Source organism: Nocardia sp. NPDC003693 (assembly GCF_053981095.1).
Genome location: NZ_JBSFNO010000007.1, coordinates 106,176 through 130,346, shown reverse-complemented (window position 1 = coordinate 130,346; position 24,171 = coordinate 106,176). Strand labels below are relative to the sequence as shown.

Annotated in this window: 19 protein-coding genes; 16 read left to right on the top strand and 3 right to left on the bottom strand. The window is 69.0% G+C overall.

Going from position 1 to position 24,171, the window contains the following annotated elements; translation table 11 throughout:
- Positions 1 to 132 precede the first annotated feature (132 nt).
- The 4 genes from ACWDOP_RS11285 to ACWDOP_RS11270 all read left to right on the top strand — a co-directional run bounded on the left by ACWDOP_RS11285 (position 133) and on the right by ACWDOP_RS11270 (position 5,453).
- Positions 133 to 2,361, top strand: coding sequence for an MMPL family transporter (locus ACWDOP_RS11285; protein ID WP_456344934.1), 2,229 nt, complete (start codon positions 133 to 135; stop codon positions 2,359 to 2,361).
- A gap of 94 nt (positions 2,362 to 2,455) precedes the next feature.
- On the top strand, positions 2,456 to 3,688 hold the full coding sequence (locus tag ACWDOP_RS11280; RefSeq protein ID WP_456344933.1) for a sensor histidine kinase: 1,233 nt from the start codon (positions 2,456 to 2,458) through the stop codon (positions 3,686 to 3,688).
- Positions 3,685 to 4,371, top strand: coding sequence for a response regulator transcription factor (locus ACWDOP_RS11275; protein ID WP_456344932.1), 687 nt, complete (start codon positions 3,685 to 3,687; stop codon positions 4,369 to 4,371). The genes ACWDOP_RS11280 and ACWDOP_RS11275 overlap by 4 nt, the downstream gene beginning before the upstream one ends.
- Before the next feature lie 263 nt (positions 4,372 to 4,634).
- Positions 4,635 to 5,453, top strand: coding sequence for a ParA family protein (locus ACWDOP_RS11270; protein ID WP_454207238.1), 819 nt, complete (start codon positions 4,635 to 4,637; stop codon positions 5,451 to 5,453).
- A 65-nt stretch (positions 5,454 to 5,518) separates the two neighbouring features.
- Here the strand turns inward: ACWDOP_RS11270 and ACWDOP_RS11265 are convergent, their stop codons facing one another.
- The gene (locus tag ACWDOP_RS11265; RefSeq protein WP_456344931.1) at positions 5,519 to 5,941 is read right to left on the bottom strand and encodes a hypothetical protein; all 423 of its coding nucleotides are present in this window, start codon (positions 5,939 to 5,941) and stop codon (positions 5,519 to 5,521) included.
- Positions 5,942 to 6,456: 515 nt separating this feature from the next.
- On the opposite strand from ACWDOP_RS11265, the gene ACWDOP_RS11260 reads away from it, so the two are divergent.
- From ACWDOP_RS11260 to ACWDOP_RS11205, 12 genes are all read left to right on the top strand, one after another.
- Entirely contained in the window at positions 6,457 to 8,688 is a 2,232-nt protein-coding gene (locus ACWDOP_RS11260) for a SulP family inorganic anion transporter (protein WP_456344930.1), read from the top strand.
- A gap of 129 nt (positions 8,689 to 8,817) precedes the next feature.
- Positions 8,818 to 11,028, top strand: a complete 2,211-nt coding sequence (locus ACWDOP_RS11255; RefSeq protein ID WP_456344929.1) for a SulP family inorganic anion transporter — start codon at positions 8,818 to 8,820, stop codon at positions 11,026 to 11,028.
- A 215-nt stretch (positions 11,029 to 11,243) separates the two neighbouring features.
- Entirely contained in the window at positions 11,244 to 11,663 is a 420-nt protein-coding gene (locus ACWDOP_RS11250; RefSeq protein ID WP_454207347.1) for a TIGR02611 family protein, read from the top strand.
- Positions 11,630 to 12,292: a (2Fe-2S)-binding protein gene (locus ACWDOP_RS11245; RefSeq protein WP_454207245.1), complete on the top strand. Its 663-nt coding sequence runs from the start codon at positions 11,630 to 11,632 to the stop codon at positions 12,290 to 12,292. Before ACWDOP_RS11250 ends, ACWDOP_RS11245 begins: the two co-directional genes overlap by 34 nt.
- Before the next feature lie 170 nt (positions 12,293 to 12,462).
- Positions 12,463 to 14,520 (top strand): threonine--tRNA ligase, encoded by a 2,058-nt coding sequence (thrS, locus tag ACWDOP_RS11240; RefSeq protein ID WP_456344928.1) that lies wholly within the window; start codon positions 12,463 to 12,465, stop codon positions 14,518 to 14,520.
- Positions 14,517 to 15,146 carry an HIT family protein gene (locus ACWDOP_RS11235; protein WP_456344927.1) on the top strand — a complete coding sequence of 210 codons (630 nt, stop codon included), beginning with the start codon at positions 14,517 to 14,519 and terminating at the stop codon, positions 15,144 to 15,146. Before thrS ends, ACWDOP_RS11235 begins: the two co-directional genes overlap by 4 nt.
- A 1-nt stretch (position 15,147) precedes the next feature.
- Positions 15,148 to 15,837 carry a phosphatidylinositol phosphate synthase gene (pgsA, locus tag ACWDOP_RS11230; protein ID WP_456344926.1) on the top strand — a complete coding sequence of 230 codons (690 nt, stop codon included), beginning with the start codon at positions 15,148 to 15,150 and terminating at the stop codon, positions 15,835 to 15,837.
- Positions 15,834 to 16,832 carry a phosphatidylinositol mannoside acyltransferase gene (locus tag ACWDOP_RS11225; protein WP_456344925.1) on the top strand — a complete coding sequence of 333 codons (999 nt, stop codon included), beginning with the start codon at positions 15,834 to 15,836 and terminating at the stop codon, positions 16,830 to 16,832. The genes pgsA and ACWDOP_RS11225 overlap by 4 nt, the downstream gene beginning before the upstream one ends.
- Positions 16,829 to 17,953 (top strand): glycosyltransferase family 4 protein, encoded by a 1,125-nt coding sequence (locus ACWDOP_RS11220; protein ID WP_454207254.1) that lies wholly within the window; start codon positions 16,829 to 16,831, stop codon positions 17,951 to 17,953. Before ACWDOP_RS11225 ends, ACWDOP_RS11220 begins: the two co-directional genes overlap by 4 nt.
- Positions 17,953 to 18,996, top strand: a complete 1,044-nt coding sequence (locus tag ACWDOP_RS11215) for an NUDIX hydrolase (RefSeq protein ID WP_456345007.1) — start codon at positions 17,953 to 17,955, stop codon at positions 18,994 to 18,996. Before ACWDOP_RS11220 ends, ACWDOP_RS11215 begins: the two co-directional genes overlap by 1 nt.
- A gap of 196 nt (positions 18,997 to 19,192) precedes the next feature.
- Positions 19,193 to 19,861, top strand: coding sequence for a hypothetical protein (locus tag ACWDOP_RS11210; protein WP_456344924.1), 669 nt, complete (start codon positions 19,193 to 19,195; stop codon positions 19,859 to 19,861).
- An 84-nt stretch (positions 19,862 to 19,945) separates the two neighbouring features.
- A complete protein-coding gene (locus ACWDOP_RS11205) occupies positions 19,946 to 21,571 on the top strand; it encodes a hypothetical protein (RefSeq protein WP_456344923.1) in 1,626 nt (541 codons plus the stop codon).
- Positions 21,572 to 21,916: 345 nt separating this feature from the next.
- Here the strand turns inward: ACWDOP_RS11205 and ACWDOP_RS11200 are convergent, their stop codons facing one another.
- Together ACWDOP_RS11200 and ACWDOP_RS11195 are read right to left on the bottom strand one after the other, a co-directional pair.
- The gene (locus ACWDOP_RS11200; protein WP_456344922.1) at positions 21,917 to 23,047 is read right to left on the bottom strand and encodes an acyl-CoA dehydrogenase family protein; all 1,131 of its coding nucleotides are present in this window, start codon (positions 23,045 to 23,047) and stop codon (positions 21,917 to 21,919) included.
- Positions 23,044 to 24,006: a hypothetical protein gene (locus ACWDOP_RS11195; protein ID WP_456344921.1), complete on the bottom strand. Its 963-nt coding sequence runs from the start codon at positions 24,004 to 24,006 to the stop codon at positions 23,044 to 23,046. Before ACWDOP_RS11195 ends, ACWDOP_RS11200 begins: the two co-directional genes overlap by 4 nt.
- Positions 24,007 to 24,171: the final 165 nt, after the last annotated feature.

The following is a 24,171-nucleotide window of genomic DNA, read 5'->3' as shown; positions in this document are numbered from 1 at the left end:
GGGGGCCGCGTGCACCCGCCCCGCGTCCTGCCGATCACGTAGAACACCGCCGCGCGTACTGCGAACGCAGTACGCGCGACGGCCTCCGCTCGCACGATGCCGACTACAGCAGCCTCGGACGAGCATGATCGCATGGCGAAACTCCTGTACCGGCTCGGCCGGTTCGCGTTCGAGAAGCGGCGGCTCGTCGCACTGCTCTGGGTGGGAATCATGGGCGCGCTGGTGGTCGGGGCCGCCGCCGCGCCGACACCCCCGCCGGACACCTTCTCCATCCCGGGCACCGAATCCCAGCGGGCGTTCGACCTGCTCGAGGAACGGTTCCCCGGCACCAAATCCGATGGGGCGCAGGCGCGTATCGTCTTCGTCGCACCCGAGGGCCAGCGCATCGACGCCCCGCAGAATCAGGCGGAGGTCGAAAAGGTCATCGCCGACGTGGCCGGCGGTACGCAGGTGAAGGGCGTACTGGATCCGTTCCAGGCGGGAGCCGTCAGCGCGAACGGCACGACCGCGTACGCCACGGTGAGCTACGGCGAGACCACCGAGAACCTCACCGACGCCACCAAGGCCGCACTCACCGACGCGGTCGAGAACGGCAAGAACGGCGGGGTCACCGTCGAAGTCGGCGGCACCGCGCTGCTGGCCGAGCCGGAGATGGGCATGGCCACCGAGCTGGTCGGCATCGCCGTCGCCGCCATCGTCCTGATGATCACCTTCGGCGCGTTCGCCGCCGCCGGGCTGCCGCTGATCACCGCGCTGATCGGGATCGGCGTCGGAATCGCCGCGATCGTGGCCATCGGATTGTCCACCACGACAACGACTCTCGCCATGATGCTCGGCCTGGCGGTCGGCATCGACTACGCGCTGTTCATCGTCTCGCGCTACCGCACCGAACGCGCCGAGGGCTACAGCGCCGCGGAAGCGGTGGGCCGGGCCGTCGGCACCGCGGGCTCGGCGGTGGTCTTCGCCGGACTCACCGTGATCATCGCCCTGGCCGGACTGGCCGTGGTCGGGATTCCGGTGCTCACCACGATGGGCCTGGCCGCGGCCGGCACGGTGGCCGTCGCGGTCACCATCGCCCTGACCCTGCTGCCCGCGCTGCTGGGCTTCTTCCAGAACGCGGTCATGCCGCGCGCCTTCCGCAAGTCGATCCGGCCCGGCGAGGAGACCGAGGCGAATGCCCGGGCCGCGAGCCAATTACGCGAGGACAAGCCCGGAATGGGCACGCGCTGGGCGCGATTCATCGTGCGCCGCCCGGTCGCGGTCCTGCTGATCGGCCTGGTCGGCATGGGCGTGCTCGCACTGCCGGTGCAGAGCCTGGAACTCGGTATGCCGGGCGACGAGTCCCAGTCCACCTCCACCACCCAGCGCCGCGCCTACGACGCGCTCGCCGCGGGCTTCGGCCCGGGCTTCAACGGCCCGCTCACCATCGCGGTGGATCTCGAGGGCGCGGCGAATCCGCAGGCCGCGCTGGATCGGGTCGCCCAGACCCTGGCCGGCACCGCGGGCGTGGTGTCGGTGACCCCGCCGATCCCCAACGAGTCCGGCGACGCCGCCATGCTCACCGTGATCCCCGAGACCGGCCCCTCCTCCAGCGAGACCAAGGACCTCGTGCACGAATTGCGCTCGGAGGCAGGCGATCTGAAGGACGCCACCGGCGCCACCGTGCTGGTCACCGGCGCGACCGCCATGAACATCGACGTCTCGCAGAAGATGTCCGACGCCCTGCTGCCGTACCTGGCGGTGGTGGTCGGCCTCGCGATCCTGTTGCTGATGCTGGTGTTCCGCTCCATCGCGGTGCCGATCAAGGCGGCCCTGGGCTTCCTGCTCTCGGTCGGCGCGGCCTTCGGCGTCATCGTCGCGGTGTTCCAGTGGGGCTGGCTGGCCGGGCTCATCGGCGTGGAGCAGACCGGACCGGTCATGAGCATGATGCCGATCTTCCTCATCGGCGTGGTGTTCGGCCTGGCCATGGACTACGAGGTCTTCCTGGTCACCCGCATGCGCGAAGCCTTCGCGCACGGTGAGAGCGCGACCGACGCCATCGTCACCGGCTTCCGGCACAGCGGCCGGGTGGTCGTGGCCGCGGCGGCGATCATGATCGCGGTCTTCGCCGGCTTCGTCGGCGGCGGCGAACCCATGATCAAGATGATGGGTCTGGGCCTGGCCGCCGCGGTGTTCTTCGACGCCTTCGTGGTTCGCATGACCCTGGTCCCGGCGGTGCTCGCGCTGCTCGGCGACAAGGCGTGGTGGCTGCCGCGCCGACTGGACCGCATCCTGCCGAACGTGGACGTCGAGGGTGAGGCACTGGCCGTCCACGCCGCGCCCGCGCCGCGCGAGCGCGAACTCGAGGACGCGCGCGCCTGAGTTCCACCGCACCGGCAGGCAGTCCCTCGCGGGCGGCCTGCCGGTGCCGGTGCGGCCCGCCGATTAGGGTTCTCAACGACGAGAAGGGACGCACATGACCGCCGAATGGTCGCAGTGGCCGCGCCGGCACAGCCGTGCCGTCGACGTGATGGTCGCGGTGCTGCTGTGCGTACTGACCACCTACGCCAGCCGCCTGATCGATCACGGTGACGGTCGCGGGCCCGTGGTCGACCAGCCCGCCTCGCTCGCGGTCTTCGGCCTGTCCGCGGTGGCGTCACTGGCCCTGCTGTGGCGGCGGCGCTTCCCGCTCGGGGTACTCGGCGTCACCACCGGCTGCGGGATCCTGATCGCGGTGTGCGGATTCGAGCCGTCGATTCTCACCGTGGGCGCGGCCCTGGTCGCGGCGTACTCGGCCGGCATCTGGGTGGCGGATCTGCGCACCGCCAAACTCGCCCCGGTACTCGCGGGCGGCGCGCTGCTGCTGACCTCGCTGGTCCACGACTTCACGCCGATCCTGACCGGCGGGCGCATCACCCTCATCGCCGCGATATTGGTCGCGGGCGCCTTCGCCGAGGCCGGGCGCAGCAGGCGCGGATATCTCGCCGCGCTGCACGCCCGCGCCGAACTGGCCGAACGCACCCGCGAGGAGGAGGCCCGCCAGCGCGTGGGCGAGGAGCGGGTGCGCATCGCCCGCGAGCTGCACGACATCGTCGCCCACCACATGGCCCTGGCGCACGCCCAAGCCTCCACCGCCGCATACCTTTTGCGCAGTCAGCCCGATCAGGCGCAGGAGATGCTCGACCAGTTGGCGGGCACGACCTCGGCGGCGCTGCGCGAGCTCAAGGCCACGGTGGGGCTGCTGCGCGAGGCCGACTCCGACGCGCCGCTGGAGCCGACCCCGGGCCTGGACCAATTGGCCGAGCTGCTCGGCTCTTTCGAGCGCACCGGGCTGCGGGTGGAACTCGCGGTCGCCGGGGAGCCGCGCCCGCTCTCGCCCGGCGCCGACCTCACCGCCTACCGGATCATCCAGGAGGCGCTCACCAACGTCACCAAGCACGCGAGCACCACGACCGCGACGGTGCGCCTGGTCTACTCCCGCCTGCTGCTGACCATCAGCGTGAGCGACGACGGTGGCGCCGAAACCGTTCGCGCCGAGCCTGATTCGGCGTCCGACGAACAGGGTTACGGTCTGATCGGCATGAACGAGCGCGCGGTGTCGGTCGGTGGTCACCTGCGCGCGGGCCGCCGTCCGGACGGCGGATTCGAAGTCACCACCGAACTTCCCCTCGAACCGATCCGCGACGCCGACCACGAGGACAAGCCATGACCATCCGGGTACTGCTGGCCGACGATCAGGCCCTGCTCGCCGGGACCTTCCGGCTGCTGATCGATTCCGCCGACGACATGGAAGTGGTCGGCATGGCTGGAAACGGCCGGGAAGCAGTGGATCTGGCCCGGTCGAGCATCCCCGACGTGGTGGTCATGGACATCCGGATGCCCGGGATGGACGGTCTGGCCGCGACCCAGGAGATCTGCGCCGATCCGGCGCTGCGCGAGACCCACGTGCTCATCCTGACCACCTTCGAACTCGATGAGTATGTGGCGCAGGCCCTTCGCGCCGGGGCCAGCGGTTTCCTCGGCAAGGACGTCGGCCCGGAGGAACTGCTGCGCTCGATTCGCGCCGTGGCCGCGGGGGAGGCGCTGCTCTCGCCCACCGCCACCCGCACCCTGATCTCGCGCTACCTCGCCCGCCCCGAAAGCCGGGTGAGCGCAGCCGAATCGCTCGAGGTGCTCACCGCCCGCGAGCGGGAGGTGGTCGCGATGGTCGCCGAGGGGCTCTCCAACGAGGAGATCGCCGAGCGGATGTACGTCAGTCCGCTGACGGTTCGCACTCACGTGCAGCGCGCGATGTCGAAAGTCGGTGTGCAGAACCGCGCCCAGCTCGTGGTGATCGCCTTCCAGTCCGGGCTGGTCCGGGTCGAACCGCCGCGCCGCGGGTCCGGTAGCTGAGGTTAGCTCGCTCGCTGTTTCGGTCGCCGAAAACCGTTCCAGCGTCGGGTCCGTCGGGCACCCGCTCGAATTGCTTTGGTGCCATTGATGCCTAACGTGACTCCTGTGACTGTGGTTGTCAATCACCCCGTGGCGTTCCCGCGTTTCGTCCGATTTCTCGGTTAACCTAGCGACATTTCGGCAAACTGCTCGTGTCCGGTTCGCCCTGTTGTTCGGGGCCGTGGCGGTCGGGGGCAAGCAACGAAGAGGAGTGTCGGCGGATCGTGACTGTCATCAGTGCGGACAAATCCGAGATTCGGTCCCAGGCGCCACAAGCCGAAGCGCAGATCATCGCGCTGTGCAATCAGAAAGGGGGAGTGGGGAAGACGACCTCGACGGTCAATCTCGGCGCGGCACTGGCCGAAGCCGGGCAGCGAGTGCTGCTGGTCGATCTGGATCCGCAGGGCGCGCTGTCCGCGGGTCTGGGTGTGTCCCACTACGACCTCGCCATGACCGTGTACGACCTGATCGGCAAGGACACCCCGCCGGTCGACGAGGTGCTGCTGCACACCGGTGTGGAGCGACTCGACCTGCTGCCGAGCAACATCGACCTGTCCGCCGCGGAGATCCAGCTCGTCAACGAGGTGGCCCGCGAGTACTCGCTGCGCCGGGTGCTCGACCCGCTGCGCGACCGCTACGACTACATCCTGATCGACTGTCAGCCCGCGCTGAGCTTGCTCACGGTGAACGCGCTGGCCTGTGCCGACGGGGTGATCATCCCCATGGAGTGCGAGTTCTTCTCCCTGCGCGGGCTCGCGCTGCTCACCGACACCATGGAGAAGGTGCGCGAGCGACTCAATCCCCGGCTGAACATGCTCGGCATCGTGATCACCATGTTCGACTCCCGGTTGCTGCACGCGCGTCAGGTGCTGACCCGGGTCGAGGAGATCTTCGGCGAGCAGGTCTACAAGACGATGATCACCCGCACGGTCCGCTTCCCCGATGCCAGCATCGCGGGCGAGCCCATCACCTCGTGGGCGCCCAAATCCCGTGGCGCGGACCAGTATCGGGCGCTGGCGCAAGAGGTGCTCGACCAACGCTGAACCCGGTCGCCGCGGCCGGCGGATGACAAGCGCCGCGGCCGTGGCGTTCGCGGCGTCGAGCGGTCTCAGCCCACGATGTACGCGGGCTGCGGACCGGTCGTGGCGATCGTGCGCCCGTCCTGCGTGAGATTCACGGTCACCTGGCCGCCCGAGCTGTTCGGCAGAATGCGCCCGGGCGCAACGAGATTGCCGGTCCAGCGGTGCGCCGCCCCGTCGCAGTCCACCTGAACCGGTCCATCGAGCCGAATGGCGATGGGCCCCCCGATCCCGCCCTGGAACATCTGCTCCAGTGAGCCGTCCACGACGTCGACCCCGGCCGTCCCGCCGCCCTGGCAGGTTGCGCTGCCGCTGATGGCCAGCGTGGCGACGTTGTAGACGAGTTCGGCATCGGCCGAGACGACGGGCGATTGCGCGCCCGCGGGTCCGGCGAGAATTCCGGCGCAGGCCGCGACGGCCAGCAGCGACAGCGGTAGTCGAATGGGGAGCATGACGGGCCTCGAATCGAATCGATGATCGCGATCTTGTCCCCATCATGCGCGCGTTCCGCGGTCTCGCCCGCGAATATTGCCGAAACGTTGCCCTGGTGCTCGAGTGCAATGCGTCGGAAATGTCCGATTGCGAAGAACTCTCCTAGATCGGGCAAATCGGTCGAAAGTAATCCGGCGATTCTCACCGTGCTTCCGTGCGTCGCGATACGGACGTTTGCCCAGCAAGTCGATGCCCCCTGCGCTCGCATTCTGATCCGGGCATTTTTAGACATATGACCACTAGGGGAGCGCGCGAAAGGACTGGTCATTCGCCCAAAGTGGCGTAGGTCACAGTTTGATAGAAGTTCGCCCCACGTGCCGCAAACCCTTTTCAGCTTCTTTGGAGAGTCTTTACGATTACGCCGTTCCGCTCCGAATAGCGTCGTGCCTACACAGCTTCGCCCGCCGCTCGCTCTCGATGCCAGTACATGTTGACCGATGAACCGGACCGTAAAACCGTCCGGCGAAGGAGAAATATGTCCACCGACACCGAACAGCTTCCCCGGACGTCGCTGCCCGGATTCCACGACCTGCTCCGCCACGACCTACCGGCCTCACTGGTCGTCTTCCTCGTCTCGCTACCGCTGTCCATCGGCATCGCGGTGGCCGCCGGCGCGCCCGTCGCCGCCGGGCTCATCGCCGCCGTCGTGGGCGGTCTCGTCGCCGGGTCGCTCGGCGGGTCCACCCTCCAGGTGAGCGGGCCGACCGCCAGCCTCACCGTGGTGGTCGCCGAGTGCATCAATCAGTTCGGCTGGGCCGTCACCTGTTTCATCACCGTGGCGGCCGGTCTGTTACAGATCGTGTTCGGGCTCAGCCGAATCGCCCGCGGCGCGCTCGCCATCGCCCCGGTCGTGGTGCACGGCATGCTCGCCGGCATCGGCGTCGTCATCGCCCTGCAGCAGGTGCACGTGCTCTCGGGCGGTAGGTCGCTGAGTTCCTCGTGGGACGCCATCAGCGGACTGCCCGGCCAATTGCGCTCCGCGCGCCTGGGTGACCTGTTCGTCGGGCTGCTCGTCATCGCCATCCTGGTGGGCTGGAAGCATGTCCCCGAACGGGTTCGGGCCATCCCGGCCCCGCTGGTGGCGGTGGTCGCGGCCACGCTGGTGGCCTTCGTCCTCCCGGTGAGCGTCGAGCACATCGTGCTGAACGGCTCGCTCGTCGACGAGCTGAACCTGCCGGGACTGCCGCACGGCGGCTGGGGCACCGTCGTGCTCATGGCCGTCACGGTCGCGCTGATCGCCAGCGTGGAGACGCTGCTCTCGGCGGTCGCGGTCGATCGCATGCAGAAGAACTCCGCCCGGCGCACCGATCTCGACCGCGAGCTCATCGGCCAGGGCAGTGCCAACGTGGTGTCCGGTCTGATCGGCGGGCTGCCGATCGCGGCGGTCATCGTCCGCAGCATCACCAACGTGAAAGCCGGTGCGCGCGGGCGGGCTTCGACCATGCTGCACGGGCTCTGGATTCTGGTGTTCTCGGTGGCCCTGGTCGGGGTGGTGCGCCAGATCCCCAAGGCGGCACTCGCCGGGCTGCTCATCGTGGTCGGCATCCAGCTCATCAAGCTGGCCCACATCCGGCTCGCCAAGCGCAACGGTGACCTGGTGGTCTACGCGGCCACGGTGACCGTCGTGGTGTTCTGGAACCTGCTGCTGGGGATGCTGGTCGGCCTGGCCCTGGCGTTCGGGCTGCTGCTGTGGCGCGTGGTGCGGGTCTCGGTGTCGGCCGCGGAGGTGGGGCCGCTGCGCTGGAAGGTGACCGTGGACGGCACCTTCACGTTCCTCGCGTTGCCCCGGCTCGCGCCCGAATTGGCCAAGGTGCCAACCGGATCCGACGTCACGATCGAGATGACCGTCGACTTCCTGGACCACGCGGCCTACGACGCGATCCAGGAGTGGGTATCGGAGCACCGGGCCGACGGCGGCACGGTGGAGTTCGTCGAGCGGGGCAGCGCGCGCATGGCCAACGCCGTGTCCGGCCCGCCGGCGCGCGGGCATTCGCGGCACATGGTCGACGAGGTGCTCTCGCCGTGGCGGCGCAGCGGGCAGCGGGTGGATCCGGTGGTCGCGGGGGTGGCGGCCTATCACCGCAATCACGCCCACGCCATGCTCCCGCACCTGGATGTGCTGCGAAATGGCCAGGAGCCCGATTCGCTCTTCGTGACCTGTGCGGATTCGCGCATCGTGCCCAATGTCATCACCAATAGCGGGCCCGGGGATCTGTTCACTGTCCGAAATGTCGGGAATTTGATTCCGGCCGATCGCCGGGACTCCTCGATGGAGGCCGCGCTGGTCTACGCCCTGGACAAACTCGACGTGCGATCGGTGGTGGTCTGCGGACATTCCGGCTGCGGCGCGATGGAGGCGCTGCACGCCGAATCGGTGACGGGCTCGGGTCTGGACGACTGGCTGGCCAATGCCCGGCCCAGCCTGGACCGATTCCGTTTCGGGCACGTGGTGGCCGAGGCCGCGGCGGCGGCGGGATTCGGCCCCGTCGATCAGCTCGGCATGGTCAATGTGGCGGTGCAGTTGGAGACGCTCTACGCGCACCCGGTGGTGCGGCGCGGGGTGGATGAGAGGGGGGTGGTGCTTTCCGGTCTGTTCTTCGATATCGCGACAGCCCGAGTGGTGGAGGTCACGGTGGACGGAATACGTGAGATCGACGACGCGGGGGCCGATAGCCATTGTGGCTCAGGTTTTCTCAGCCTTTGCTAAGTCTTTACTTCTAGCCTGGCACGACTCGTCCGGTGAGTTGTGGCCAACGCCGTCCACAGCATCTTTCGATGCCTTCAGAACATGTTCGACATCTTGCGGACCGCCCAGCGGTCCGGAGTAGGAGCCGAAATGTCCACAGACACCGATTCACCGCCCGGCAGAGCGGACCACTGGTCCACCACTCTGCTGCGCCACGATCTGCCCGCGTCATTCGTTGTATTCCTGGTAGCCCTACCCCTGTCCCTGGGCATCGCCGTGGCCTCGGACGCCCCGATCGCCGCGGGCCTCATCGCCGCGGTCGTCGGCGGCGTGGTGGTCGGCATTCTGGGCGGCGCGCCGCTCCAGGTGAGCGGTCCGGCCGCCGGTCTGACCGTGGTGGTCGCCGAGACCATCAACCAATTCGGCTGGAAGATGGCCTGTTTCGTCTTCGCCGCGGCCGGCGTCCTGCAGATCCTGTTCGGCTTGAGCAGGATCGCGCGCGCCGCGCTCGCCATCGCGCCGGTGGTGGTGCACGCCATGCTCGCGGGCATCGGCATCACCATCGCACTGCAACAGCTGCACGTGCTGCTCGGAGGGGCGTCGCACAGTACAGCTTTCCAGAACATCGTGCAGCTGCCGGGGGAGCTGACTTCGCTGCACGGTGACGACGTACTCGTCGGCGGTGTGGTCATCGCCATCATGCTGGGCTGGAAGTACGTTCCCGACCGCCTGCGCGCCCTGCCGGGACCGCTGGTGGCGGTCGCGGTCGGCACCGCGCTGTCGCTGGTGCTGCCCGGCAACATGGAGCGAATCGTGTTGAGCGGCTCGCTGTTCGACGCCATCGGCCTGCCCGAGGTGCCCTCCGGGAACTGGGGTTCGGTCGCGCTGGCGGTCCTGACCATCGCGCTGATCGCGAGTGTGGAGAGCCTGCTGTCCGCGGTGGCCGTGGACAAGATGCAGACCGGCCCGCGCACCAATTTCGACCGCGAGCTGGTGGCCCAGGGCGCGGCCAACGTCACCTCGGGCCTGCTCGGCGGTCTGCCGGTCACCGGTGTGATCGTGCGCAGCGCCACGAACGTGCAGGCGGGCGCCAAGTCCAAGAATTCGGCACTGCTGCACGGCATCTGGATCCTGGTGTTCTCGGTGCTGCTGGTCGGCGTCGTCGAGCAGATCCCCAAGTCGGCCCTGGCCGGCCTGCTGATCGTGGTCGGTATCCAGCTGGTGAAGCTGGCCCACATCCGGCTGGCCCGGCGCACCGGCGATCTGCTGGTGTACGTGGTCACCGTGCTGGGCGTGGTGTTCGCGAACCTGCTCGAAGGTGTGCTCATGGGCCTGGTGCTGGCGTTCGCGCTGCTGCTGTGGCGCGTGGTGCGCGTCGTGGTGACGGCGTCGCCGGTGACCGGGACCGACCGCTGGCTGGTGACGGTCGAGGGCACCTGCACCTTCCTGGCCCTGCCCAAGCTCTCCACGGAGCTGGCCAAGGTGCCCGAGGGCGCGGAGGTGCTGCTCGAGATGAGCGTGGACTTCCTGGACCACGCCGCCTACGAGGCCATCCACGACTGGGCCAAGCAGCACGAAAGCACCGGCGGGAACGTGGAATTCGTCGAGCTGGGCACCGCGCCCATGGCCGACGCCGTGAGCGGTCCGCCCGTGCGCGGGCGGTCGCGCGGCCTGCTCGACGCGGTGCTCAAGCCGGGACAGGACGGCGACGGGAACCCCGTCACCTCCGGTGTGGCGGCCTACCACCGCCGGCACGCCCACGTGGTGCGCCCGGCCCTGGACGAGCTGCGCGACGGTCAGAATCCGCATTCGCTCTTCCTGACCTGTGCCGATTCGCGCATCGTGCCGAACGTCATCACCAGCACCGGCCCGGGTGACCTGTTCACCGTCCGCAACGTCGGCAACCTGGTGCCGCCGCAGGGGCGCGACAGCTCCATCGAGGCCGCCATCGTGTTCGCGCTCGAGGAGCTCGAGGTCGATCACCTGGTGGTGTGCGGGCATTCGTCCTGCGGGGCGATGCAGGCCCTGATGTCGGGCGCGCCCGCGGGTCCGGGCCTGGGCGATTGGCTCGGGCACGCTCAGAGCAGTGTCGAGCGCTGGATGCAGCGGCATCCGGTCGGCACGGCCGCCGCGGACGCGGGTTTCCGCGCGACCGATCAGCTCGCGATGGTGAATGTGGCCGTGCAGCTGGAGAATCTGCAGGCGCACCCGGTGGTGCGGCGCGCGATCCTCGAGCGGGGCGTCACGTTGTCGGGCATGTTCTTCGACATCGGGACCGCGCGGGTGCTCGAGGTGTCCCACGACGGCATCGCCGAGATCACCGACGCCGACCTATCGGCCCTGGCCGCCGCGCTCGGCTGAGGCAACGACCGGGGCGCGGCGGCCACCGCGCCGCCTTCGCCCCGGTCGCGGCCCGGTCGGCGTGCCCCCGTGCGGGTTCTCGCACGGCGGCCGGCCGCGTCTCACGCACGTACGCTGGCGGTGTGCGCACAGAGAACGACACGGCGGGGATCACGGCCGCCGCGAACGATCCGGCCGCCGCCGGAGCAGACACCGCGGCGGCCGACACCGCCGCGATCGACGCGATCACCGAGAACGAGCCGGGTCGCTGGCGCGCCTTGCGGGCCTCGATCGCCGCGCGCCCTACCCTGAACATCACCTACCGGATCGCGGTGGGAGTCCTCGGCCTCGTCGTACTGACGCTCGGGATTCTCGCGATTCCGTACCCCGGCCCGGGCTGGCTCATCGTCTTCGCGGGCCTGGGCATCCTGGCCACCGAATTCGCCTGGGCGCACCGGACACTGCACTGGACGCGCGGGAAATATCGGACCGGCATGGACTGGCTGGCCCGCCGGGGGATCCTCGTGCGCGGGCTCGCCGCACTCGGTACCGTCGCCATCGTGATGGCGACGCTGTGGTTGCTCGGCACCTTCGCTGTCCTCGCCGGTCTGATCGGAGTCGAATGGGAACCATTGAGCAGTCCGCTGTTTCGGTGAACACCGGACCGGTGATCGTGCCCGGCACGCACCTGCTGGACGCGCGCTGGCTCGGTGAGCGGATTGCCGACATGGGAGTGTCCTGGGGGACGGGCAACACCCGAGTCGCCGGGACGCTGTGGTGGTGCATGGCGGCCTCCTCCCTGGTCGCGCCGGTGGTCGGGGCGTACGCCGCCGGTGATCCGGCGCCCGATACCGATATCGAGCGGATCTCCTGCGAGATCCGGCCGGACGGCGGTGTCGAGCGGGTGTTCGCGCTCGGCACGGTGGCAGCCGACCAGCAGGCGGGCCAGGTGCTGCGGCATACGCTCTCTCAGGTCGTTCCGGTCGTGGCCGAGGCGTCCGGGGCGGGCATCGCCTCGCTGTGGGCGATCGTGGCCGACGCCATCGGCAATCGCGCGCTCGACCTGGGCGATCAGGAGGCCGGGGCCCGCCTGGCCCGGGACGTGGCCGGACGGCTGCCGGTGCCGCGGTTCAGTGATGTGGGCGCCCGCACTTTTGTGCGCCGCATCTCCTGCTGCCTGGTGTTCGAGGTCTCGGGCTGCGAGATGTGCACCAGCTGCCCCAAACGCCCTGCCGCCCAGCGCGAAGCGCTGCTCAGCGAGCTCGCCGCTCGCGGCGAGGGCTGACCGCACCGCCGCCCGCGCCCGGCCGTAACGCCCCGCGCGCCCGGCGGCGCGGGCGCGGACACCCCGGCGGCCGGTCCATCGGCACGCCCCCGTCACCATGCCGATAGCATGGTGCGCGACCAAGCGGCGGGCTTTCGCCCGTCCACGACAACTCCAAGGAGCGCTCAGCCGTGACCACCTCAGTGCCGAAAACCCCAGTCGCCCTCGTCCGGGTGTCGGCCGGGACTACGGCGGGTGCCGCGGTGCGCGAGGCCGACCTGCCCAGCAAGGGCCCCGAGGCCGTGATCGCCGTGCGTGACGGCGAGGGCAATCTCAAGGACCTGTCCTGGATTCCCGAGATCGACGAAGAGGCCGAGGCCGTCACCGCCGATTCCGAGGACGGGCGCTCCATCATCCGGCACTCGGCCGCCCACGTGCTGGCCCAGGCCGTGCAGCAGGAGTTCCCCGAGGCCAAGCTCGGCATCGGCCCGCCCATCAAGGACGGCTTCTACTACGACTTCCAGGTCGATCGCCCCTTCACCCCCGAGGATCTCGCCAAGCTGGAATCCCGGATGAAGAAGATCATCAAAGGCGCGCAGCGCTTTTCGCGCCGCGTCACCGATGTCGAGTCGGCGCGGATCGAACTGGCCAAGGAGCCGTTCAAGCTCGAGCTCATCTCCGACAAGTCGGGCATCGACGATCCGGAGATCATGGAGGTCGGCGGCAAAGAGCTGACCATCTACGACAACCTGGATCCGCGCACCGGCGAACGCGTCTGGGGCGACCTGTGCCGGGGCCCGCACATCCCGACCACCAAGTACATCCCCGCCTTCAAGCTGACCCGCAGCTCGGCCGCCTACTGGCGTGGTGATCAGAGCCGCGAGGATCTGCAGCGCGTGTACGGCACCGCCTGGGAATCGCAGGAGGCGCAGGACGAGTACCTGGCGCTGCTGGCCGAGGCCGAGAAGCGCGATCACCGCAAGCTCGGCGTCGAGCTGGACCTGTTCTCCTTCCCGGACGAGCTGGGTTCGGGCCTGCCGGTGTTCCACCCCAAGGGCGGCATCATCCGCAAGGCGCTCGAGGACTACTCGCGCGATCGGCACATCGCCGCCGGCTACGAGTTCGTGAACACCCCGCACATCACCAAGGGCCACCTCTTCGAGGTGTCGGGCCACCTGGACTGGTACCGCGACGGCATGTTCCCGGCCATGCACCTCGACGCCGAGTACAACGACGACGGCACCGTGCGCAAGCCCGGGCAGGACTACTTCGTCAAGCCGATGAACTGCCCGATGCACAACCTGATCTTCCGTTCGCGCGGCCGGTCCTACCGCGAGCTGCCGCTGCGGATGTTCGAGTTCGGCTCGGTGTACCGCTACGAGAAGTCCGGCGTCGTACACGGCCTGACCCGCGTGCGCGGCATGACCCAGGACGACGCGCACATCTACTGCACCAAGGAGCAGATGCACGCGGAGCTGACCACGACCCTCGGGTTCGTGCTCTCGCTGCTGCGCGACTACGGCCTGGACGACTTTTACCTCGAGCTCTCCACCAAGGACCCGGTCAAGTTCGTGGGTTCGGACGAGCTGTGGGAGGAGGCCACCGAAACCCTGCGCAAGGTGGCCACCGATTCCGGCCTGGACCTGGTGCCGGATCCGGGCGGCGCGGCCTTCTACGGCCCGAAGATCTCGGTGCAGGCCAAGGACGCTCTGGGGCGGACCTGGCAGATGTCGACCATTCAGCTCGACTTCAACCTGCCCGAGCGGTTCGAGCTGGAGTACACCGGCTCCGACGGCGCCAAGCATCGCCCGGTCATGATCCACCGCGCGCTGTTCGGCTCCATCGAGCGGTTCTTCGGCGTGCTCACCGAGCACTACGCGGGCGCGTTCCCGGCGTGGCTGTCCCCGGTGCAGGTCGTGGGCATCCCGGTCGCGGAGGCCTTCGCCGAACACCTCGAGGGTGTGGTGGATCGGTTGCGGGAGCACGGCATTCGCGCCGAGCTCGATCGCAGCGACGACCGCATGCAGAAGAAGATCTTCAACCAGACGGCCCAGAAGGTGCCGTTCATGCTGCTGGCCGGCGCCCGCGACGTGGAGGGCGGCGCGGTCAGCTTCCGGTTCCGCGACGGCACCCAGGTCAACGGCGTCCCGGTCGCGGACGCGGTGGCGACCATCGTGGACTGGGTCAAGCGGCGGGAGAACACCTCTCCGACGGCCGAGGGCTTCGAGATCCGATCGGCAGGCGTATGAGTGAGCGTGGGGTTTCCGGTGGTCTCGCCGAAGAGGCTGCCGGGCAGGAGGATTCGGTAGGCACGATCGTGGATCACGGTGCGGGCGAGCCGGATCGGCTGCAGCGGCTGTGGACGCCGTACCGCATGTCCTACATCACCGGGGCCACCGCCGAGCGCAAGGAACGCGCGGCGCAGGATCCGGACGCGCCCAAGAAGACCGGGCACCCCTTCACCGACATCCCGCAGATGTCGGACGAGGACGGCCTGGTGCTGGCGCGCGGTGAATGGGTGTACGCGGTGCTGAACCTGTACCCCTACAACCCCGGTCACATGATGGTGGTGCCGTACCGTCGCGTCGCCAACCTCGAGGACCTGACCCCGCAGGAGAGCGCCGAGCTGATGGCGTTCACCCAGCAGGCGATCCGGGTGATGAAGCGGGTCTCGCGGCCCGAGGGCTTCAACGTCGGCCTGAATCTCGGTGGTGTTGCCGGTGGTTCACTCGCCGATCACCTACATCAACACATCGTGCCCCGCTGGAGTGGCGACGCGAACTTCATTACCGTCGTCGGCGGTGTGAAGGTGATGCCGCAGCTGCTGCGCGAGACGCGGGCGCTGCTGGCGGAGGCATGGAAGGAATCCGAATAGCGTGCTGAGCTTCTTCGGTCGCGAAACGTTCGCCAAAGCGACCGCGCCCCTGGGCAAAGCGCTGGTGGGCACCGGTCTGACCCCGGACGCGATGACGCTCATCGGTACCACCGCCACGATCGCCGCGGCGGTGACGCTGTTCCCGTCGGATCACCTGTTCTGGGGAACGATGGTGATCTGGCTGTTCGTCATGTTCGACATGCTGGACGGCGCCATGGCGCGGGCGCGCGGCGGCGGCACGAAGTACGGTGCGGTGCTGGACGCCACCTGTGATCGGGTGGCAGACGGCGCGATCTTCGGTGGTCTGGCCTGGTGGGCGGTGTACAACGAGGGTTCGCGCGAACTGTTCGTGGCGACCCTGGTGGTCCTGGTGACCTCGCAGGTCATCTCCTACGCCAAGGCGCGCGCCGAGGCCAGCGGGCTCTCGGCCGACGGCGGGCTCATCGAGCGGCCGGACCGGCTCGTCATCGTGCTGGTCGGCGCCGGATTCACCGGCATCGGCGGGCATTTCGGCATCGAATGGCTCTCGTACGCGGTGTACGCGGCCATGTACGTCCTGGCGGTGCTGAGCATCGTCACCGTTTTCCAGCGGGTGCTGGCCGTGCGTAATTCGCCCGGCGCCCGCGAGGTCATCGCTCCCGTGGCGGCGACCGGCAAGTCGACGAACGCGCCGGAGGAACCGCAGCGGTGAGCACCGATTTCACGTCCGCGATGACCGACAAGGCATACGCGGCCGGGTGGCGACTGGTGCGCGGGCTCCCGGACGGGACCGCGCGCCGGATCTTCGACGCGGGCGCGGACGCCGCCGCTCGCAGGGCGAATCGCGCGTCGCACGCCGGGCACCCGAATCAGTTGCGGCGCAACCTGGCTCGCGTCATCGGCACCACCCCCGATGCGGTGCCGGACACCCTGATCCGGGACAGCATGCGGGCCTACGCCCGGTACTGGCGCGAGGCGTTCCGGCTGCCGTCCATGGATCACGCGGAGATGGCGCGCTCGGGCATCATCCAGGTCGCGCAGATCGAGAATCTCGAAACGGCGCTCGAGGCCGGGCGCGGCGTGGTGCTGGTGCTGCCGCATTCGGGCAACTGGGATATGGCCGGCATGTGGCTGGTGCAGAACTACGGGCCGTTCTCCACGGTCGCCGAGCGGCTGCAGCCGGAATCGCTGTTCAAGCGGTTCGTGGAGTATCGCGAGAGCCTCGGCTTCGAGGTGTTCGCGCTGACGGGCGGCGAACAGCCCCCGTTTCCCGCGCTGGCCGAGCGACTCCGGCAGAACCGGGTCGTGTGCCTGATGGGCGAGCGCGACCTGACCGGCAAAGGTGTGCCGGTGAACTTCTTCGGCGAGCGCACCTGGATGCCCGCCGGCGCGGCCAAGCTCGCCGTCGAGACCGGCGCGGCGCTGATCCCGGTGCACGGCTGGTCCATCGTCGACGAACAGGGTCGCGAGGCGTGGCGCTTCAAAACCGAACAGCCCCTTGATGTCTCGGACGGGGTGGAGGCCGCGACGCAGGCCCTGGCCGCGCGCTTCGAGGCCAACATCGCCGAGCACCCCGCGGACTGGCACATGCTGCAACCGCTGTGGGAGGGTGATCTCTCGCCCGAACGGCTCGATCGCATCGCGGCCGCACAACGCCAACTCGGCTATCGGGCACCGGACATCGCGCGGGGGGACAGCGCTCTATGAGAATCGGCATGGTCTGCCCGTACTCGTTCGACGTGCCGGGCGGCGTGCAGTCGCATGTCGTGGAGTTGGCGCAGGTCCTGATCGAGCGCGGGCACAAGGTGAGCGTGCTCGCCCCCGCCTCGGAGGACACCCCGCTGCCGGACTTCGTGGTCTCGGCCGGGCGCGCGGTCGCCATTCCCTACAACGGGTCGGTGGCGCGACTGTCGTTCGGGCCCACCGCCTACACCCGCATCCGGCGCTGGATCACCGACAACGATTTCGACGTGCTGCACATCCACGAGCCGAACGCGCCGAGTCTGTCGATGCTGGCGCTCAAGATCGCCGAGGGTCCCATCGTGGCGACCTTCCATACCTCGACCACGAAGTCGTTGGTGCTCAGTACTTTTCAGGGCGTGCTGCGCCCATACCACGAGAAGATCAGCGGGCGGATCGCGGTCTCCGAGCTGGCCCGGCGCTGGCAGGTGGAGGCCCTGGGCGGAGACGCGGTCGAGATCCCCAACGGCGTGGACGTGCCCGCCTTCGCCAATGCTCCACTGCTGCCGGGCTATCCGCGCGCCGGGGGCAGCGTGCTGTTCCTGGGCCGGTTCGACGAGCCGCGCAAGGGCATGGACGTGCTGCTGGGCGCGCTGCCCGAACTGGTCCGCCGCCACCCCGAGGTCGAGGTGCTGATCGTGGGCCGCGGCGACGAGGACCGCCTGCGCCGCGAGGCCGGGGAGAACGCCTCGCACCTGCGGTTCCTGGGGCAGGTCTCGGACGCGGACAAGGCCTCGGCCATGCGCAGCGCCGACGTGTACTGCGCGCCCAACATCGGCGGCGAGAGCTTCGGCATCGTGCTTGTTGAGGCCATGGCCGCCGGAACCGCCGTGGTGGCGAGCGATCTGGACGCCTTCCGCCGGGTGCTGCGGGACGGCACCGCGGGCATGCTGGTGCCGGTGGGCGACTCCGATCGGCTCGCCGAGGCCCTGGACACCGTGCTGACCGATGTCGAACGCCGCGAGGAACTCGTGCGCACCGCCAATCAGGTGGTCGGCGAATACGACTGGCCGGTGGTGGCCGAGCAGATCCTGCGGGTCTACGAAACCGTCACCGTGGGTGACCTGCGCGTCAGGACCGCCGGGTGATCACTTTCTCCGCGACGGCCATTCTGGTCCTCGCACTCGTCGCCGCGCTCGTCATCACCATCGGCGTCTGGGCGTACACCACCGCCAATCGCCTGGACCGCCTGCACGTGCGCTCGGATCAGGCGCGCAACGCGCTCGACGCGGCGCTGGCCCGGCGCGCGGTGGTGGCCCGATCGGTGGCCGCGGTGCTCGGGGTGCCGAGCGCGGACCCGGAGTTGTTCGAGCAGTCGCGGCGGCTCATCGCCCTGGCGGACCGGGCCGAGCGCTCGGACTGGCAGGCCCGCGAAGCGGTGGAGAATCAGCTGGCAGGCGCGCTGTCGGCGGTCGACATCGATTCGCTGCCACCGCAATTGGTGGCCGAGCTGGCCGACGCCGAGGCGCGCGTGCTGATCGCGCGGCGCTTCCACAACGACGCGGTGCGCGACACCCTGGCCCTGCGCACCCGCCGCCTGGTGCGCGTGCTGCACCTGGGCGGCACCGCGCCGCTGCCCACCTATTTCGAGATCGCCGAACGCGTCACCCCCGCCGCGTCCACCGGGCTCGAGGTCGACACCGTGCGCACCTCGGCGCGCGTGGTGCTGCTGGACGAACAGGACCGTGTCCTGCTCCTGCGCGGGCGTGACCCCAAGGTGCCGGACGTGGAGTTCTGGTTCACCATCGGCGGCGGCGTCGAGACCGGGGAGTCGTTGCGCGAGGCCGCGATTCGTGAACTCCACGAGGAGACCGGCCATGTCGCGGATCCGGCCGGGCTGCGCGGCCCGCTCTGGCGTCGCGTGGCGGTGTTTCCCTTCAACGGCGAGCTGATTCGCTCCGAGGAACTGTTCTTCGCCCTGCGGGTGCGCAATTTCGAGCCCGTGCCCGCGAAGCTCGACTTCATCGAGCGCCGCTCGATCACCGGCAACAAGTGGTGCGCGCCGGAGGACATCAAGACCCTGGATCACTCCGGGGAGACCGTGTATCCGTACCACCTGGACGAACTGCTGGCCGAGGCGATCACGGCTGCCGACGCCGACGCCGATCCGGAGGTCCGCTCGATCCGCTGACAGGCGGAACCGGGCCGTCGCGCCCGGCTCGGGTCGCCCGCGGTGGTGACGTATCCGAAGGGCGTCGTCCATCGCGTCGATGCCTCGGTCGGCATCGCGTTCCAGTGGCCGGGACTTTAAGCGAAAGTTCTTAGTTTCGGCGGTGCGGGCGGTTACCGTGGGCCGGTCAATGGTGATCGGTGGCAAGGATTTCGGTATGAAGCTGATGTACGCGCTGTGGGGTTCGGGGTTGGACGAGCGGCTGCACGCCGCGGAACTGCGGAACCGGCTGGCCGATGTCGGGGCGAGCGAGTGGCAGGTCAACGTCCGCGACGCCGACGTGGCGGCCGCGCAGGTGCGGCATTCGACCTACGAGACCCCGATCGACGCGATCGTCAGCGTGCGCACCCGGGGCGGGCACGAAGCCGTGACCGCGGCCGTCGCCTCCGTGGCGGACGAGGTCAACGGATGGATCGTGGACGAGCGGACCCCGATCGTCCCGCCGCGGGTCGAGAACGGCACGCGCACCGACGCGCTGTCGAACTTCGCGCTGCTGCGCATCCCGGAAGAGCTCACCCGCGAAGAGTGGCTGCACATCTGGCACGATCGGCACACCACCGTCGCCATCGAAACCCAGGACACCTTCGGGTACGTGCAGAACACCGTCACCGAGCCGATCACCCCGGGCAACCGGGTCGACGCCCTGGTCGAGGAACTGTTCCCGATGGCGGCCATGACCAGCGCGCACGCCTTCTACGGCAGCGGCGGCGACGACGCCGAGCTCCAGCGCCGGGTCACCCGGATGATGGAGAGCGTGGTCAGCTTCGGCGCGCACCTGAACCTGGACCTGGTGCCCACCAGCCGCTATGTCTACTCCCTGACCTGATCCGGGGTCGAAAACCAGGCGCAGGCAACGGTATGCGCGCGCTAGTCTCGGGGCCAGTTGTCCCGACGGAAGATCTGAATCATCATGACGCATACCGTGCCCGGTGCAGCGCAGCCCCGAGCCGACGACCGGTACGACGAGTTCCTCGCGAGCGTGCGAACCCGATTCGCGGAGCGGGACCCGGGGGAGTTCGACCTCTTCACCGTCGACACCGACGGCCTGTTCGAGGTGTTCCTGGGCGAGCTGCCGCCGGATCTGGTGGCGGAGAACACCTGTGGGACCTGCCGCGCCTTCGTGCGCAGGTACGGCGGACTGGTGACGATCGGCCCGGACGGTACGGCCGAGTCGGTGCTGTGGCACGGCGACGGCACCCCGCCGATGTACGCCAAGGCGGTCGCGGCCCTGGCCGAGGTGGTCGAAAACCGGCCCGTCACTTCGGTTTTCCGTACCGCCGAGCGTGCCTGGGGCGCCGGGGAGGCCGGTGGCTGGACCCACCTGTCGGTGACCCCGCCCGCCGAGCTGATCTTCTCCGGGAGCGGGCTGTACACCGCGCGCCAGTACGCCGCGGCCAAGCGTGAGGACCGCGTGACGCTCGAGCGCGCCCTGGCGGAGTTCCCGCACGAGGTCGTGAAGAAGGCGGTGGCGCTGCTGCGCACCGAGCAGCTGTACCGGTCGGACGCCGTGCTCGGCGCGGGCTCGTGGCTGCTCGCGCTGCACGAGCGGCTCGCATCGGTGCGCGGCAAGGGCGTGGTCGCACGGCGGCAGCGCGAGAATCTGCTGTGGCTGGCAACGGCTTCCGCTCCGGCGGGCTACTGCCACGTCAAGAGCGGCATGATCGGCACCCTGCTCACCGACCTCGCCGACGGGCTCGCGCACGCGGATGTGACACGCCGCTTCGCCGAGAAGATGCACCCGCTGCAGTATCGCCGCCCCACCGCGGCCCCGACCGACCAGATGATCGCGCGGGCCGAGCGGGTGATCGGCGAGTTGCGTGCGGCCGGCTCGCTCGAGCGCCGGTTCGCCAGGCTCGCGGACGTGCATCCGATGTGGTCCCCGGCCGTGGTCGACGCGGCGCCGGCCGAGGGCGTGTTCGGGCATCTGAAGCCGGCCCGGAAACAGCGCGCGGCAACCGATCTCGACGGGGACCCTGTCGTCATCACGTGGGAGAAGTTCGCCCGCACCGTGCTGCCCGGGGCCGAGCACATCGAATTCTCGGTGCCCGAGGGCAAGGCCGGTTACGGCGCGATGGTGACCGCGGCCGACGCGGACGCGCCGCCGATCGTGCAGTGGGACAGGCCCGATCGCCGCAATCCGGTGACCTGGTACGTGTACGTCAACGGCTCGCCGGCCACGCAGTGGGGACTGCGCGCGGGGAAGTTCCACGACGTGACCGCCGTCGTCGCGCATCCGGCGACCTGGCACGTCGAGGCCGACACCACGCACCGCGAGCAGGCGGTGCTGTTCGCGCTCGCGGGTGCGACGGACACGACCTACACCAAGGGTGCGGGGTTCTTCCCGGAATTCCTGTCGAGCGAATTGCACGAGATTCGAAAGACATTGGAGGCGTACGCGAAAGACGCGGTGGTCGCGGACAGGGACGCCGCCGAGGTGTGCGGACTGCTGATGTCCAAAGGCGGCGCACTGAATCACACCTTCCGCGTGACGTCGGGGGGAATCCGGACCCGCTATACCCTCGATCGCTGGGATTAACCGCCGGAACGAGAAATCGGTGGTGGCACCGGCCACCACCGATTTTGCACTCGATGCCGTTCGAGCGGTTGCGGATGTGGGCTCCGCACATGTCGGCTATGGTCGGACACGCTTGCCGCACACCGGGTGTGGTGAGCTGGAACTGGAGGTGACTCGTTCGTGTCCTACCTGCTCTATGACTTTCTCATGCCCTACATGGGTCCCGCGGCCGCGGAATACTGGGCGACGGTATTCGTGCTGGAGCCGCTGAGCAATCAGTAGCCGGACCGTGCCGGATCACCGCGTCGGGGACCGTGAATTACCGGTCCGGCGCACTGATCCGGCGGTTCGAGACGCTCCGGAATATCAGCCCAGCGGGCTGTGACCCAGGAGCACATGGCCGGTGAAGCGGAGCTGCTTGGCACGCGGGAGCGGGTGGAACAGGCAGCCGTGAATATCGCGGTACCACATTTCCAGCGGAAGCCCGCGGGAATAGCCCGCGCCGCCCACGGTTTCGATGGCCAGGCGAACGGTTTCGATGAGCTTGTCCGCGGAAACCGTTTTGCGGCTGAGGATCCGGGCGGCGTTGGCGTCGGTGTTGTCGAAGTTCAGATCGTCCGAGGCGGTGAACATGGCCTCGATCAGATCGACGGCCGTGACGTACGCGTTCATCATCTCGCCCGCCGAGCCGACGGTATGCGCGTCGGCCCGCCCCGCCAGCAGCTCCGTCACCGTTTCCACCGCACGATCGGCGATGCCCAGGTAGGCGGCCATGACCAACGGCATGGCCGCGCCGATCACCGTGTTGAGCACCGGCGGCCAGCCGGTCGCCGGACGATTCAGCGAGACGGCGGCGTCGGGCACGAAGACATCCTCGAACACCAGGGTGTGTGAGCCGCTGGCCCGCAAACCGATGGTGTCCCAGGTCTTTTCGATGCGCACGCCGTCGGCGGCGAGCGGTACCGCGAAGTGCAGCACGCGCGGGCCCTCGGGGGAATCCTCCCAGCGGATGCTGGTCACCGCGATGGTCCCCGACTCGCAGCCGCTGGCCGGCGCCTTGCGCGCGGTGATGCGGTAGCCGCCCTCGACCTTGACCGCGTGGCCGTTGGAATCGACCCAGTCCGAGGCGCCGGTGCTGACCAGGATCGCGCCCGCGGCCACCTTGCCGAAGACCGCGCTCGCGTCGATGCCGTGCTTGTGCCGCCAGACCTGCGCGGCGACCAGGTGGGTGTGCATGGCGAAGGCCACGGCGGTGGAGGGATCGTGCCGGCCGAGCACGCGCAGGATCTCGCCCATCTCGCGATGGCTCACCCCGCCGCCGCCGAACTCCACCGGCACCAGCGCGGCGCTCAGGCCCGAGGATCGCAGCAGGTCGAAGGCCTCGGTGGAGAATTCTCCGGTGCGGTCACGCTCGGCGACCCCGTCGCTCAGTTTCGTCCCGACGGCGGTGGCGGTGGCGATCCAGTCCTGGGTGGTGGGTGCGGTGGTAGTCGTCATGTGCGTTCGGCGCCTATACCTTTCGATCGAAAGGTATTGAGGGGTAGCGCCTTCCTCCTTGTGATGCTGGGTGGATTGGGGGTTGTCGTCGTGGGCGGGCCCTGCGCGGGGCCGGCGTTCTGGTTATTGATCGTGTGGATCGTGCTGAAGCGCAACAAGGCTCTGCGGAAAGACGAGCGCGATAAGCGAATAGTCCAGATAAGGGGCGTGTCGGCGCCGGGTCCATCGGCCCCGGTCTCGGCGACGGAACGGCTCGATCTCGGTTGGTGCACGACCACTGTGGTGGGCGACCGGAATGCGGGCTGGTACGCCACCCTCCAGGGCGGTGGTGAAAGCTCACTATCCAGCGAGGGCTGACGCGAGAGGCCCGCAACTACGAGACCGTTTTCGAACAGATGGCCGAAGGTGACGCGTCCAATCGGGGCGAGTTGACCGTGCTCGCGGACGCGCTGGCCGACGCAGGTTATGACATCAATTCGCGGCGCAGGCGTGCGGTGCCGCTCAGGTGTGCGTGGACCACGCGCCCGAGCGCGCGCGGTTGACCCCACGACGGTCCAAGCGCCGGGCCGCGGTCTGCACCGCTGGTTGAACGCGGTGATCAACGGACCGTCCTTGCGCGGGTCCAGCGGCGGCAGCGGATGGAGTTTGGTTTCGGAGGCCGCGGTGGACCGGGGCTGCGCAGTCAACGCGCGTGCCAGCAGCCGGTTGCTGGAAAGCTTGTCGTGGTAGGCCTGCATTCGTGTCCACCGCAGACAGATCGCGAACGGGCAGCTGCGCGGATCGGGGCCGCTGGTGAGAGCGATGTCGTGTCCGGCGCCGATCCGCATCACATCGGCGGTGCCAAACTCGCGCACGTGTTCGGCGAGCGCTACCACGATTTGCTCGACCTCGCCGGTCCGGCGATGTTCGGGGGACCACGAGTGCTGGGGCCGCACCGCGAACGATGAATTGGACAACATGCCACCCGGCCGGGCAGCTGGTTGCTATGGCCTTCGGCCGCCGCGCTGGGGGCAGCGGCGGAAGGCCATGGGGCGGGGCGCGTGATCGTGGCCCCGGTCGGAGTGTGGGTCGATCGTCGCAGTCATCCACAACGCGTTCTCACTCAGGCTTTCCGAGGCCGCGTC

Coding starts and splice junctions, on each gene's coding strand:
- ACWDOP_RS11220 (WP_454207254.1), top strand. CDS start 16,829: ATGAGAATCGGCATGGTCTGCCCGTACTCGTTCGACGTGCCGGGCGGC.
- ACWDOP_RS11235 (WP_456344927.1), top strand. CDS start 14,517: ATGAGTGAGCGTGGGGTTTCCGGTGGTCTCGCCGAAGAGGCTGCCGGG.
- ACWDOP_RS11260 (WP_456344930.1), top strand. CDS start 6,457: ATGTCCACCGACACCGAACAGCTTCCCCGGACGTCGCTGCCCGGATTC.
- ACWDOP_RS11210 (WP_456344924.1), top strand. CDS start 19,193: ATGAAGCTGATGTACGCGCTGTGGGGTTCGGGGTTGGACGAGCGGCTG.
- ACWDOP_RS11275 (WP_456344932.1), top strand. CDS start 3,685: ATGACCATCCGGGTACTGCTGGCCGACGATCAGGCCCTGCTCGCCGGG.
- ACWDOP_RS11245 (WP_454207245.1), top strand. CDS start 11,630: ATGGGAACCATTGAGCAGTCCGCTGTTTCGGTGAACACCGGACCGGTG.
- ACWDOP_RS11255 (WP_456344929.1), top strand. CDS start 8,818: ATGTCCACAGACACCGATTCACCGCCCGGCAGAGCGGACCACTGGTCC.
- ACWDOP_RS11195 (WP_456344921.1), bottom strand. CDS start 24,006: ATGTTGTCCAATTCATCGTTCGCGGTGCGGCCCCAGCACTCGTGGTCC.
- ACWDOP_RS11205 (WP_456344923.1), top strand. CDS start 19,946: ATGACGCATACCGTGCCCGGTGCAGCGCAGCCCCGAGCCGACGACCGG.
- ACWDOP_RS11285 (WP_456344934.1), top strand. CDS start 133: ATGGCGAAACTCCTGTACCGGCTCGGCCGGTTCGCGTTCGAGAAGCGG.
- ACWDOP_RS11200 (WP_456344922.1), bottom strand. CDS start 23,047: ATGACGACTACCACCGCACCCACCACCCAGGACTGGATCGCCACCGCC.
- ACWDOP_RS11265 (WP_456344931.1), bottom strand. CDS start 5,941: ATGCTCCCCATTCGACTACCGCTGTCGCTGCTGGCCGTCGCGGCCTGC.
- ACWDOP_RS11280 (WP_456344933.1), top strand. CDS start 2,456: ATGACCGCCGAATGGTCGCAGTGGCCGCGCCGGCACAGCCGTGCCGTC.